At 72.2% G+C, this 13,132-nt stretch carries 11 protein-coding genes and 1 pseudogene; 6 read left to right on the top strand and 6 right to left on the bottom strand.

The window, feature by feature from the left end:
- Positions 1-2: 2 nt before the first annotated feature.
- Both ACIP94_RS31910 and ACIP94_RS31905 read left to right on the top strand, forming a co-directional pair.
- A complete protein-coding gene (locus tag ACIP94_RS31910) occupies positions 3-440 on the top strand; it encodes a MarR family winged helix-turn-helix transcriptional regulator (RefSeq protein WP_402433402.1) in 438 nt (145 codons plus the stop codon).
- Between the two features lie 306 nt (positions 441-746).
- On the top strand, positions 747-2,018 hold the full coding sequence (locus ACIP94_RS31905) for an MFS transporter (RefSeq protein ID WP_402433565.1): 1,272 nt from the start codon (positions 747-749) through the stop codon (positions 2,016-2,018).
- A 46-nt stretch (positions 2,019-2,064) separates the two neighbouring features.
- Here the strand turns inward: ACIP94_RS31905 and ACIP94_RS31900 are convergent, their stop codons facing one another.
- Positions 2,065-2,652, bottom strand: coding sequence for a Uma2 family endonuclease (locus tag ACIP94_RS31900; RefSeq protein WP_402433399.1), 588 nt, complete (start codon positions 2,650-2,652; stop codon positions 2,065-2,067).
- Positions 2,653-2,757: 105 nt separating this feature from the next.
- Between ACIP94_RS31900 and thpR the strand changes: the two genes are divergently transcribed.
- Positions 2,758-3,330, top strand: a complete 573-nt coding sequence (gene thpR, locus ACIP94_RS31895) for an RNA 2',3'-cyclic phosphodiesterase (protein WP_402433397.1) — start codon at positions 2,758-2,760, stop codon at positions 3,328-3,330.
- A gap of 171 nt (positions 3,331-3,501) precedes the next feature.
- Here thpR and ACIP94_RS31890 read toward each other — a convergent pair whose 3' ends face one another.
- From ACIP94_RS31890 to ACIP94_RS31880, 3 genes are all read right to left on the bottom strand, one after another.
- Positions 3,502-4,494, bottom strand: a complete 993-nt coding sequence (locus ACIP94_RS31890; RefSeq protein ID WP_402433394.1) for an aldo/keto reductase — start codon at positions 4,492-4,494, stop codon at positions 3,502-3,504.
- A 60-nt stretch (positions 4,495-4,554) separates the two neighbouring features.
- Positions 4,555-5,142, bottom strand: coding sequence for a Uma2 family endonuclease (locus tag ACIP94_RS31885; RefSeq protein WP_402433391.1), 588 nt, complete (start codon positions 5,140-5,142; stop codon positions 4,555-4,557).
- An 87-nt stretch (positions 5,143-5,229) separates the two neighbouring features.
- Positions 5,230-5,913, bottom strand: a complete 684-nt coding sequence (locus tag ACIP94_RS31880) for an SGNH/GDSL hydrolase family protein (RefSeq protein WP_402433388.1) — start codon at positions 5,911-5,913, stop codon at positions 5,230-5,232.
- Between the two features lie 140 nt (positions 5,914-6,053).
- Here ACIP94_RS31880 and ACIP94_RS31875 point away from each other — a divergent pair, with 140 nt between their 5' ends.
- Positions 6,054-7,043 carry a WD40 repeat domain-containing protein gene (locus ACIP94_RS31875; protein WP_402433386.1) on the top strand — a complete coding sequence of 330 codons (990 nt, stop codon included), beginning with the start codon at positions 6,054-6,056 and terminating at the stop codon, positions 7,041-7,043.
- Positions 7,044-7,110: 67 nt separating this feature from the next.
- On the opposite strand, the gene serC is transcribed toward ACIP94_RS31875, so the two are convergent.
- Positions 7,111-8,229 carry a phosphoserine transaminase gene (serC, locus tag ACIP94_RS31870; RefSeq protein ID WP_402433562.1) on the bottom strand — a complete coding sequence of 373 codons (1,119 nt, stop codon included), beginning with the start codon at positions 8,227-8,229 and terminating at the stop codon, positions 7,111-7,113.
- Between the two features lie 117 nt (positions 8,230-8,346).
- Positions 8,347-8,633, bottom strand: a pseudogene (locus ACIP94_RS31865) (cytochrome P450); the annotation flags it as partial.
- A 217-nt stretch (positions 8,634-8,850) separates the two neighbouring features.
- Here ACIP94_RS31865 and ACIP94_RS31860 point away from each other — a divergent pair.
- Both ACIP94_RS31860 and ACIP94_RS31855 read left to right on the top strand, forming a co-directional pair.
- Positions 8,851-11,712 carry an FAD-binding and (Fe-S)-binding domain-containing protein gene (locus ACIP94_RS31860; protein ID WP_402433559.1) on the top strand — a complete coding sequence of 954 codons (2,862 nt, stop codon included), beginning with the start codon at positions 8,851-8,853 and terminating at the stop codon, positions 11,710-11,712.
- A 287-nt stretch (positions 11,713-11,999) separates the two neighbouring features.
- Entirely contained in the window at positions 12,000-13,124 is a 1,125-nt protein-coding gene (locus ACIP94_RS31855; protein ID WP_402433383.1) for a lipid II:glycine glycyltransferase FemX, read from the top strand.
- Positions 13,125-13,132 lie beyond the last annotated feature (8 nt).

The raw sequence follows: 13,132 nt of genomic DNA, 5'->3' as shown, positions 1-13,132 counted from the left end.
GCATGGCTGACCTGACCCATGGCGACGACGCTGCCGCCGTGAACGCTCTCCGCTCCGCTGTGATGCGCCTCTCGCGCCGACTCAAGCATCAGCGGGTCGACGAGTCGCTGAGTCCGACCGAGATGTCGGTGCTCGGCACCCTGTCCCGCTGCGGCTCCGCCACCCCCGGCGAGCTCGCCCGCAAGGAGCATGTGCAGCCGCCCTCGATGACCCGCATCGTGGCGCTGCTGGAGAGCAAGGGGCTGGTCAGGCTGGAGCCGCATCCCGACGACCGGCGCCAGAAGGTGGTCACCCAGACCGAGCGGGCCGAGGCGATGCTCGAGGAGAGCCGTCGCAAGCGGAACGCCTTCCTGGCCGGCCTGGTCGAGAGCCTGGACGAGGACGAGTGGGCGAAGCTCCGCGCGGCCGCCCCGGTCCTGGAGAAACTCGCGCATCTGTGACGGGAGGCGTCCGCGCCGGACGCCCACCGTGATGGACGCGGCCCCACCCGCGTACGTATGAAGCCGTCATCGTGAAGCCGTCATCGCTAGGAGGCGAACCCTTTGAGTACGGGAACCGGAGCAGCTTCCGCCCCCGCACCAGCCACCCACGACTCCCCGCCCGCCCTCCCCGAGCCCGCCACGGTCTCCGGAATCCCCGAATCCCCCGCGGCCCCCGAACTTCCCACGGCTCCCGAGGCCCCCGAACCCCCCACGGCTCCCGGAACCCCGGACTCCGTCGCACTCCCCGCCTCCCGCGCGTCCTCGATGTTCAGCTCCCTGCGCGTGCGGAACTACCGGCTCTTCTTCCTGGGCCAGGTCGTCTCCAACACCGGCACCTGGATGCAGCGCATCGCGCAGGACTGGCTGGTGCTGAGTCTGACCGGCTCCTCCACCGCCGTCGGTGTCACCACGGCCCTCCAGTTCCTGCCCATGCTGCTCTTCGGGCTGTACGGCGGTGTCCTGGTCGACCGGCTCCCCAAGCGCCCGACCCTGCTGGTCACCCAGTCCGCGATGGGAGCCACGGGCCTGGTCCTCGCCTTTCTGACGCTCTCCGGCCATGTCCAGGTCTGGCATGTGTACGTCGCCGCCTTCGCCGTCGGGCTCGCCACGGTCGTGGACAACCCCGCCCGCCAGTCCTTCGTCTCGGAGATGGTCGGCCCCCGGCAGCTTCAGAACGCGGTCAGCCTGAACTCCGCGAACTTCCAGTCCGCGCGCCTGGTCGGCCCCGCCGTCGCGGGCGTGCTGATCACCGGCGTGGGCACGGGCTGGGCCTTCCTGTTCAACGGCCTGTCCTTCCTCGCCCCCATCGGCGGACTGCTGCTGATGCGCGCCCGCGATCTGCATGTCGTGGAGCGCGCCCCGCGCGGCAAGGGCCAGCTCCGCGAGGGACTGCGCTATGTCGCCGGACACCCGGAGCTGATCTGGCCGATCGTCCTGGTCGGCTTCATCGGCACCTTCGGCTTCAACTTCCCGGTCTGGCTCTCGGCGTACGCGGACGACGTCTTCCGCGCGGGCGCGGGCGCCTACAGCCTCTTCAACACGCTGATGGCGCTCGGCTCGCTGACCGGCGCGCTGCTCGCCGCCCGCCGCGGCACGACCCGTCTGCGGGTGCTGATCGCGGCGGCGGCGCTGTTCGGCGGGCTGGAGGTCGTGACGGCCGGGGCCCCGTCGCTGTGGCTGTTCGCGCTGCTGATGGTCCCGATAGGGATCTGCGGACTGACGGTGAACGTCACCGCGAACACGGCCGTCCAGATGGGCACCGACCCGGCGATGCGCGGCCGCGTCATGGCCCTGTTCATGATGGTCTTCATGGGCGGTACGCCCCTGGGAGCGCCGGTGGTCGGCTGGATCACGGACGCCTACGGCGCCCGGATCGGCTTCGCCTTCGGCGGTCTGGTCTCGCTGGCGGCGGCCGTGACCATCGGCCTGGTGCTGGCCCGGGCGGGCGATCTACGCCTGTCGCTCGGCTGGGACCACGGCCATCCGCGGGTCCGCTTCGTCCCGCGCGGGCGGCAGGAGGAGCCGGCGGTGGCGTAGACCCCCGCGCCGGATTCCCCGGCCCCGGCCCCGGAGAGGGCCGGGGTCAGTCCCGGGGAAACTCGTCCGTCTTCAGGACCAGGCCCACCACGGTCCCGGTCAGGTCGATCTCCTCGCCGAAGTCCAGGCTGAGCGTGCCGCGGTACTCGCCGTCCTGCGGCAGGGTGTGCAGATGCCATGCGCCGGTGTACGGGTCCACGATCAGGTACACCGGCACCCCGGCGGCGGCGTAGGCGGCCTTCTTCGGCCCGTAGTCGTTGCGCGCGGTGTCCCTGGAGATCACCTCGGCGACGAACTCGACGTCCTGGTGGCGCCAGTGGCCCTTGCCGTCCTTCCGGGCGTCCTTCGCGAGTGCCACGACGTCGGACGCGAAGCCGTTGAGATGCCCCGGGTAGTCGATCCGGACGTCGGATTTCACGCGCTGGCGCGGGTATGCGGTGCGTAGCTGGTCGTAGATGTCCGCGATGATGTCCCAGTGGGTGTCCCGCTGCGGCGTCACGAAGATGCCCCCCTCGACGATCTCGGTCTTGAAACCCTCGGGGATGTGCATCTGCTCCAGCCACTCGAACATGGTGTCGAGGCTGAGCTCCTTGCCCTGGTCGGCCATCTCGATCCTGTCTGCCAGAACAGTCACTGTGCCGCTCCTCCCCGCTGCTGCCTGGTCGCATGCAGCCGCGCGGTACAACGATACTCACGGTAACGAGGTCACGCCCGTGCGTTCCCCGGGGACACTGGTGCCATGAGACTCTTCGCCGCGGTGCTGCCGCCGCAGCGCGCGATCCATGAACTCGCCTCCGTCGTGCGCGACCTGGAGGAGATGCCGGGCGCGGACGGGCTGCGCTGGACGGAACGGCCGGGCTGGCACTTCACGCTCGCCTTCTACGGCGAGGTGGACGAGGACGTCGTACCGGACCTGTCGGAGCGGCTGGCGCGGGCGGCCCGGCACGCCGAGCCGTTTGCCCTGGCCCTCGCCGGAGGCGGCCGTTTCGGGGACCGGGCGCTGTGGGTGGGCGCGTCCGGGGAGACGGCGGCACTGCGGCTGCTCGCCGACCGTACGGAGGCCGCGGGGCGCAAGGCGGGCGTGGAGATGGGGGAGCACCGCCGCTACCGTCCGCATCTGACCCTCGCCCGCAGCCGGGGCGGACGGGCGGACCTGCGGCCCTACGCCGCCGCGCTGGACGCGTTCGCGGGGAGCACCTGGACGGTCGGGGAGCTGTGCCTCGTGCGCAGCCGGCTGCCGAGGTCGGGAGTGCCGGGGGAGCAGCCGCGGTACGAGACGGTGGGGCGGTGGGGGCTCGGCGCGGGCATCTGACAGCGTCCGGTTACGCTCGATGCGTGGACCCGAAGACCCGTAACCGGATCATGGCCGGTGTGCTTGTGCTGATGTTCGCGGTGGTGGCGCTGACGGCGGCGGTCGGCAGGTAGACCACCGCCGGCCGGCGCCGGCCTGCGCGCAGCCGCGCAGGCCGGCGGCCCCCGTCGGTCACCAGGCGAACGCCTCCGGTGACGGACCGGGCCCCGGGAAGATCTCCTCGAGCCCGGCCAGGACCTCCTCCGACAGCTCCAGCTCGACCGCCCGCAGCGCCGACTCCAGCTGTTCGCCGGTGCGCGGGCCGACGATCGGGCCGGTGACGCCGGGCCGGGTCAGCAGCCAGGCCAGGGCCGCCTCGCCGGGCTCGATCCCCTGCTTGGCGAGCAGGTCCTCGTAGGCCTGGACCTGCGCCCGCACGGAGGTGTTGGCGAGGGCGTCCGCGGAGCGTCCGGAGGCGCGGCGGCCGCCCTCGGCCTCCTTCCTGATGACACCGCCGAGCAGCCCGCCGTGCAGCGGCGACCACGGGATGACGCCGAGTCCGTAGTCCCGCGCCGCCGGAATGACCTCCATCTCGGCGCGGCGTTCGGCGAGGTTGTAGAGGCACTGCTCGCTGACGAGGCCGATCGTGCCGTGCCGGCGGGCGGCGGTCTCGTTGGCCTGGGCGATCTTGTACCCGGGGAAGTTGCTGGATCCGACGTAGAGGATCTTGCCCTGCCGCACCAGGACGTCGATCGCCTGCCAGATCTCCTCGAAGGGGGTCCGCCGGTCGATGTGGTGGAACTGGTACAGGTCGATGTAGTCGGTCCCCAGCCGCTTCAGGCTGCCGTCGACCGCCCGGCGGATGTTGAGGGCGGAGAGCCTGTCGTGGTTGGGCCAGGCGTCGCGGCCCGCGGCCATGTTGCCGTACACCTTGGTGGCGAGGACGACCTTGTCGCGCCGGCCGCCGCCCTGGGCGAACCAGCTTCCGATGATCCTCTCGGTACGGCCCTTGTTCTCGCCCCAGCCGTACACGTTGGCGGTGTCGAAGAAGTTGATGCCCGCGTCCAGCGCCGCGTCCATGATCGCGTGGCTGTCGGCCTCGTCGGTCTGCGGGCCGAAGTTCATGGTCCCGAGGACGAGCCGGCTGACCTTGAGTCCTGTGCGTCCGAGCTGCGTGTACTTCATGGCTGCCTAGCCAACGGCGTGGAGTGCGCTCTAGGCAAGGGAGTTGGACGGCGGTCGCATTCAGTCGCGGGGGAAGTCGCCGGTGTGGAGGGTGAGGCCGAGGGGGGTGGTGGTCATGTTGACGTCCTCCCCGAACGCGACGGACAGCTCGCTGACGTACTCACCGTTCTTGGGCTTGGTGAAGAGATGACATTTGCCCTGGTAGGGGTCTGCGATGAGGTAGACGGGGACCCCAGCCGTGGCATAAGCGAGTTTCTTCGGGCCGTAGTCGTTTGCCGCTGTGTCCTTGGAGATGACCTCCGCCACGAATTCGACGTCCTGATAGCGCCAGCGGCCATTGCCGTCCTTCACCGACCGCTCGGTCAGCGCGGCCACGTCGCAGGCGAAGCCGTTCAGATACCCGGGGAAGTCGATCCGCACGTCCGACGCCAGCCGCTTGATCGGGTACTTGTCCCGCAACTGCTCCAGGATGCCAAGAATGATCTCCCAGTGGGTTTGCCGCTGTGGCGACATGAAGATGTGCCCCCCGACGATCTCGACCTTCGTTCCCTCGGGGATGGGCATCTTCTCGAGCGTCTCGAACATGGCGTCCAAGGTCAGCTCGTCGCTCTCTTCGGCCATCTCGATCCTGTCGTGAAGGACGGTCATCGTGGCGCTCCTCCCCGGCCGCCCTCGCACGAGTGCAGCCGCGCGGTACAACGATACGCACGGTGACCAGGCCACGCCGCTATCCGGTCAATCCGTTCCGGCCGCGTAAGGCTCCGCGATCCCCCACCCCTGGTACATCGCCTCCGCGAACGCCTCCGCGATCTTGTGCTCGCCGTTCGCGTTCGGGTGGGTGCCGTCGTAGGTGTCCCGGTGGATGTCGTACGACGGCGGGGGAGACGCCAGCAGGATCGGCGAGCCGGGCTCGTCCAGGTCCGCCACCGTCTTCGCCAGGAGTTCGTTGAACAGGGCCACCTGGGCCCCGAACGGGGCGTCCGCCTCGGCCCGGATGTTCGGGATCACCGGCAGCAGGACCATACGGATGCGCGGCCTCGCCCGGCGTGCCTCCGCCATGAACTTCCGTACGTTCTCCGCCGTCTGCTCCGCGTCGGTGTAGAAGCCCAGGTCGATCAGGCCCAGCGAGACCAGCAGCACATCCGCGCGCGTCTCGCGCACGGCCCCGCCGATCAGGGGCACCATGTGCACCCAGCCCTCGCCCCAGCCCGCCAGATGGGCGCGGGGAAAGTCGGGTTCGGCGTACGCGTAGGACGTGGGTGTGTCCGTCGCCTTGTCGTAGAGCGTCTCGCGCGGACCGACCAGCGTGAACGGGCCGTCGTACGTCGCGCACAGGTGCCGCCACAGCCGGTAGCGCCACGTGTGCTCGCCCGCGCTGCCGATCGTCATGGAGTCGCCTACGGGCATGAACCTGAGCATCCGCTCATCATGAACGATCGCCCTGGGATGCAGGGGGGACGTTTGGGGCGGGCCGGTGTGAGGATCGACACGCCCGTCCGGCACCGGCGGGCGGATGGACCGGACCGGTGAACGAGGGCGCCCGATGGCAGGCTTGGGGCATGCGTCGATCGCTCGCCTTCCTTGCCGGGGCCCTTCTCATCGGTGCGCTCGCCGCGCCGGCGCCCGCCTTCGCCGACGACGGCGACGGCGGCTTCACCATCGAGGACCCCCGGATCACGGAGTCCAGCGGGCTCGCCGCCTCACATCTGCACCCCGGGGTCTACTGGACCCACAACGACAGCGGCGACGGGCCGTACATCTACGCCGTCGACAGCCGCACCGGGAAGACCGTCGCCACCGTCACCCTCAGCGGCATCGGCAGGCCCCGCGACGCCGAGGCCATATCCATCGGCCCGGGGAACGAGATCTACGTCGGCGACATCGGCGACAACTTCGGCGGCCGATGGCCCTATGTGTGGATCTACCGGCTGCCCGAGCCCAAGGTGCTCAAGGACCAGACGATCCGCGCCACCCAGTACGTGGTGAAGTACGCGAACGGGCCCCGGGACGCCGAGTCCCTCGTGGTCCACCCCAAGACCGGGCGCGTCTACATCATCGACAAGAAGGAGGACGGCGGGCACCTCTACGAGGGCCCGGCCCGGCTGTCGTCCACCGGGACGAACGTCTTCCGGCCCATCGCCGCCGTCGACCTGTGGGCCACCGACGCGGCCTTCTCGCCCGACGGCCGGCAACTCGCCGTACGCGGCTACTTCGGCGGGATCGCCTACGCGTGGAACGGCGGGCGGATCACCCGGCAGGGCCGGCTCGACGTGCCCCTGCAACGGCAGGGCGAGTCGGTCACCTACTCCCTGGACGGCTCGAAGCTCCTGTACGGCAGCGAGGGCACCGACAGCCCGGTGCAGGCCGAGAGCGCGCCCGGGGAGAGCGGAGCGGGCGGTGCGGCGTCGCCCTCGGGCAGGGCAACCCCGCGGGCCGGCTCTGGCGGCGGCTCGCCCCTGCACGCGAACTACAAGGTCGGTGCCGTGGTCCTGGCCCTGGGCCTGGTGCTGGTCTTCGGCCTCAAGCGGCTGCTGGGCAGGAAGCGGTAGGGACGGCCGAGGGGCGCCCGGTGCACACGACACCGGGCGCCCCTCGGCGACGTGGGACGCGAGAAGGTCAGAGCTTCTCGATCACGTAGTCGACGCACTTGGTCAGCGCCTCGACGTCCGCCGGGTCGATCGCCGGGAACATCGCGATGCGCAACTGGTTGCGGCCCAGCTTGCGGTAGGGCTCGGTGTCCACGATGCCGTTGGCGCGCAGCACCTTGGCGACGGCGGCCGCGTCGACCTCGTCGGAGAAGTCGATCGTGCCGATGACCTGGGAGCGCTTGGCCGGGTCGGCGACGAACGGGGTCGCGAACTTCACGTCCTCCGCCCAGCCGTACAGGGTCCTGGCGGAGGTGGCCGTGCGGCGGACGGCGAAGTCCAGCCCGCCCTGGCCGTTCAGCCACTCCAGCTGCTCGTTGAGCAGGAACAGGGTGGCGAGGGCCGGGGTGTTGTACGTCTGGTTCTTGCGGGAGTTGTCGATCGCCGTGGGCAGGCTGAAGAACTCCGGGACGTGGCGGCCGGAGGCGTGGACGCGCTCGGCGCGCTCGATCGCGGCCGGGGAGAACACGCCGATCCACAGGCCGCCGTCGGAGGCGAAGGACTTCTGCGGGGCGAAGTAGTAGACGTCGGTCTCGGCGATGTCGACCGGGAGGCCACCGGCGCCGGAGGTGGCGTCCACCAGGACCAGGGAGCCGGGGTCCGCGCCCTCGACCCGCTTGATCGGCATCGCGACGCCCGTGGACGTCTCGTTGTGGGTGAAGGCGTAGACATCGACGCCCTCCTCCGCCCCGGCCTCGGGGTGCGTGCCGGGCGCGGACGAGATGATCATGGGCTCGGCGAGCCAGGGGGCGAGCTTCGCGGCCTTGGCGAACTTGGAGGAGAACTCGCCGAAGCTGAGGTGCTGGGACTTGTTCTCGATCAGGCCGTGGGTCGCGATGTCCCAGAACGCGGTGGAGCCGCCGTTGCCGAGGATGACCTCGTAGCCGTCGGGGAGCTGGAAGAGCTCGCGGATGCCCTCGCGCACCTTGCCGACCAGGTTCTTGACCGGGGCCTGGCGGTGGGACGTGCCGAGCAGGGAGCTACCCGTGGCGGCGAGGGCGTCCAGCGCCTCCACCCGCACCTTGGAGGGACCCGCGCCGAAACGGCCGTCAGCGGGCTTGAGGTCAGCAGGAATCTGGATGTCAGCCACGAGCCGGAGGGTATCTCCTCGGTGAAACCGGGCGGAAACGTGTCCGTTCGATGAGACGACGCCCTCCGCCTCGCGGACTTGTGAGGACCTACGACATCCGCGGCCGCTCCACGAGGTCAGCCGCGCCGGCAGCGCGAAGAGGCCGTTCTGCGTCACCACCGGCTTGTTGCGCAGCTCGCCCGCCTGGACCGCCGGGTCCGGGCCGGGGAAGCGGGCGTACAGCGCGGGCAGCGCCACCGCGGCCTCCGGACGGGCCGGGCCGCCCCGGGGGGGAGATGCGGGCCGTGTCCGAAGGAGATGTACCGGTTCTTTGTCTCCCGGGTGATGCCGAAGGCGCCCGCGGTCGGGCCGTGCGCCCTCTCGTCCCGGCCGGTCGCGCCGTACGACACGATCAGGGCGTCCCCGTCTCGCCGCGCTGCCAGGCACCCCGGACGTTGATGTCCTTGACCAGCCGGGGGTCCGTCAGAAGCCGCCTGGCCTCGGCGTGGACGCGCGGTCGTACGGGAGGCGTCCGCCGCGCGCGGTCCCACGGACGTCTCCGCCGGGTGGCGGCGGTCACCGTCCGCCGCCGGAGGCATCCTGGGGAGCATGACGGATCCCGAGGAACGGCGGCCGCAGTCCATGGGCGCGGACGTCGGCGCGCTCCGGGCGGAACTGAGCGCCGCGGTGCGCGGTGTCGTCGACTTCCGTACGACGGCGCGGGCGCTGCACACCATGGACGCGTCCAACTACCGGCGGGTGCCGCTCGGTGTGGTCGCCCCCCGGGACGCGGACGACGTGGCGGCCGTGCTCGGTGTGTGCCGGGCGCACGCCGTGCCGGTGGTCGCCCGCGGCGGTGGCACCTCGATCGCCGGGCAGGCGACGGGCACTGGCGTGGTGCTCGACTTCACCCGGTTCATGAAGGGGATCGTGTCCCTGGACCCCGAGGCACGCACCGCGGTGGTCCGGCCCGGCCTCGTCCTCGACCGGCTCCAGGAGGCCGCCGCCCCCCACGGGCTGCGCTTCGGCCCGGACCCCTCCACCCACTCCCGCTGCACCCTCGGCGGCATGATCGGCAACAACGCGTGCGGCTCCCACTCCGTGGCCTGGGGCACCACGGCGGACAACGTGCGCGAGCTGTCGGTGCTCACCGCGCGGGGCCAGGCCCTCACCCTGGGCCGTGGCGGAAAGGGCGCCCCCGAGGGGCTGCTCGCCCTGGCCCGGGGCGCGCCGGCGCTGCTGCGCACGGGCTACCCGGTCCTGCCGCGCCGCATCTCCGGGTATGCGCTGGACGCGCTGCTCCCCGAGAACGGCGTGGACGTGGCCCGGTCGTTCTGCGGCTCCGAGGGCACCCTCGGCGTGGTGACCGAGGCGGTCGTGGACCTCGTCGAGGCGCCGCGCGCGCAGGCCCTGGCCGTACTGGCGTACCCGGACGAGAGCGCGGCGGCCCAGGCGGCGGCCGGACTGCTGCCGTGGGACCCGCTGACCGTGGAGGGCATCGCCGCCGACCTTCTGCCGGCGTCGGCGGGGCTGCCGCGCGGCGGCGCCTGGCTGTTCGTGGAGACGGGCGGCGCGAGCGCGGCGGAGGCACACGCGCGTGCGGAGGCGATCGTGCGGGCGGCGGACGTCATGGACGCCCTGGTGGTCACGGACCCGGCCGGACAGCGCGCGCTGTGGCGGCTGCGCGAGGACGCGAGCGGCACGGCGACTCGCACGCCGGACGGCCGGGAGGCATGGCCGGGCTGGGAGGACTGCGCGGTGCCCCCGGCCCGTCTCGGGGAGTACCTCCGGGACTTCCGGCGCCTGCTGGCCGAGCACGGTCTGCACGGGGTGCCGTACGGGCACTTCGGGGACGGCTGCATCCACGTCCGCATCGACTTCGACCTGCTGTCCCGGGCGGGCGTCGCCCGCTTCCGCCGCTTCTCCGAGGAGGCCGCCGCCCTGGTCGTCTCCCACGGCGGCTCGCTCTCCGGGGAGCACGGCGACGGACAGGCCCGGGCGGAGCTCCTGCCGACGATGTACGGGCCGGACCTGGTCGCGCTGTTCGAGCGGGCGAAGGGCGTCTGGGACCCGGACGACCTGCTCAACCCCGGGATGCTGGTCCGCCCGGCCCCGCTGGACGCCGGTCTGCGGTTCGCGGTGCTGCCCCGGGAACCGGTGGACGTCTCCTTCGGCTACCCGGCGGACGGCGGCGACTTCTCGGCGGCGGTCCGGCGCTGTGTGGGCGTCGCCAAGTGCCGTACGACGACGGGGTCCGGCGCGGAGGTGATGTGCCCCTCGTTCCGGGCGACCGGCGAGGAGGAGCACTCCACCCGCGGTCGGGCCCGGCTGCTGCACGAGATGCTGGCGGGGCAGGTGATCACCGACGGCTGGCGGTCGACGGAGGTACGGGACGCCCTGGATCTGTGCCTGTCCTGCAAGGGCTGCCGCACGGACTGCCCCGTCGGCGTCGACATGGCCACCTACAAGGCGGAGTTCCTGCACCACCACTACGCGGGGCGGCGCAGACCGGCCGCGCACTACGCGATGGGGTGGCTGCCGGTGTGGCTGCGGGCCGTCGCCCGCACCCGTACGGCGCCGGTGGTCAACGCGCTCGCGTCACTGGCCCCGGCCGCCGCGCTCGCCAAGCGGCTCGCCGGGATCGCGCCCGAGCGGGGGATACCGCATCTGGCGCGCGAGACGTTCAGCCGGTGGTGGCGTCGGGAGGCGGCGCGACGGCACCGGGTGGGCACCGGGACGCTCTGCGGCGACCGGGTCGTCCTCTGGCCGGACACCTTCACCGAGCATCTGTCGCCGTCCGTCGGCAGGGCGGCCGTACGGGTGCTGGAGGCGGCGGGACTGCGGGTGCTCCTGCCGCCGACGGTGCGGGGCAGGCGCGCCCCGCTGCCCGCGTTTCACGGCCGGGTCTGCTGCGGCCTGACCTACGTCTCCACGGGCCAGCTCGACCGCGCCCGCGCCGTCCTGCGCCGCACCCTCGACCTGATGGAACCGGTCCTGGCGGCCGGCCTCCCCGTGGTCGTCCTCGAACCGAGCTGCGCGGCCGCACTGCGCACGGACCTGCCGGAACTGCTGCACGGCGATCCGCGTGCGGCCCGGCTCGCGGCGGCGGTGGTGACGTTCGCGGAAGCCCTGGAACGGCACGCCCCGGACTGGACGCCCCCGTCGCTGGACGGCCCGGTGGCCGGCCAGACCCACTGTCACCAGCACGCCGTCCTGGGCGACGCGGCCGATCGCCGGCTGCGCGCCGCGGCCGGACTGACCGGAGAGCTGAGCGGCGGCTGCTGCGGACTGGCGGGCGACTTCGGCTTCACGAGGGGCCACCACGAGGTCTCGACGGCCTGCGCGGAGGAGCAGCTGCTCCCGGCCGTGCGGTCGGCGCCCGGGGACGCGGTCGTCCTGGCGGACGGCTTCTCCTGCCGCACCCAGCTCGCCCAGTTGGCGGGCCGCGGAGCGCGGCATCTGGCGGAGGTCCTGGCGGAAGGCCTGGACGCGACCGAGGGATGACGCCAGCGCAGTGAAATCCCCGCGGCCGGGATGAAGGCCCGGCGGGTGTCCGGGAGGATCGAGGGGCGGGGCTGAGCGGGGCCCGATCCGGCCGGGGGGCGGGCACCGGCCCCGGTGCCGCTGCCGGAGCCGTCCCGGTCCGTCCGGCGTCCCTGTCCATGCCGGGGCCGGGGTCCGTGCCTGTGCCCAGGCCGATGTCCATGTCTGTGCCGGACCGGTGTCGATGTCCATGTCTGTGCCGGACCGGTGTCAGTGAGCCCACCGTGTCCCCCACCGAGGAGCCCCGCATGACCCTCCGCGTCCGTCCGATCTCCCGCGAAGAACACCTGGCCTTCGTCACCGCACGCCCGTCGGCCAGCCATATGCAGGTGCCGTCCTGGGGCGATGTGAAGCCGGACTGGCGGGCGGAGAGCCTCGGCTGGTTCGGGGAGGACGACGGGCGGCCGGTCGGGGCGGCCCTGGTCCTCCTGCGCCCGCTGCCCAGGCTTCGGCGGTACCTGGCGTATCTGCCGGAGGGCCCCGTCATCGACTGGCACGCGCCGGACCTCGACCGGTGGCTGGAGCCGCTGCTCGGGTATCTGAAGGACCGCGGCGCCTTCTCGGTGAAGATGGGCCCGCCCGTGGTCGTACGCCGCTGGAGCGCGGACGCGGTCAAGACGGCGATCGCAGACCCGGCGGCGCGGCGGCTGCGGGACGTGCCGGCGACCGAGGAGGAGCCGGGCGCCGCGGAGGTGGCGGAGCGGCTGCGCCGTATGGGCTGGCGGCAGGCGGAACCGGGCGCCGAGGACGGCTTCGCGGCCGGACAGCCCCGGTATGTCTTCCAGGTGCCGCTCGCCGGACGGACGCTGGACGACGTCCGCCGCGGTCTCAACCAGCAGTGGCGGCGCAATGTGAAGAAGGCCGAGAAGGCGGGCGTGAAGGTGGTCCGGGGCGGCTACGACGACCTGCCGGCCTTCTACGCCCTCTACACGGAGACCGCCGAGCGCGACCGCTTCCTCCCGCGCCCGCTGCCGTACTTCCAGCGGATGTGGACCGCGCTGACGGCCGAGCACCCGGACCGAATGCGGCTCTACCTCGCCCATCACGACGGGGAGGTGCTGGCCGCCGCGACGATGCTGACGGTCGGCACCCACGTCTGGTACTCCTACGGCGCCTCCACCGCCCGCAGGCGCGAGGTGCAGCCGAACAACGCCATCCAGTGGCGGATGCTGAGCGACGCCCACGCGCTCGGCGCCGCCGTCTACGACCTGCGCGGCATCACCGACACCCTGGAGGACACCGACCACCTCCTCGGCCTCCTCCGCTTCAAGGTCGGCACGGGCGGGCAGGCGGTGGAATACCTGGGCGAGTGGGACTTCCCCCTCAACCGCCTGCTGCACAAGGCACTGACCCTGTACATGTCCCACCGGTGAGGCCGGGC

The organism is Streptomyces sp. NPDC093261, assembly GCF_044753645.1.
Lineage (GTDB): Bacteria > Actinomycetota > Actinomycetes > Streptomycetales > Streptomycetaceae > Streptomyces.
The sequence above is the reverse complement of the archived record's forward strand: the minus strand, read 5'-3'. Positions and strand labels throughout refer to the sequence as shown.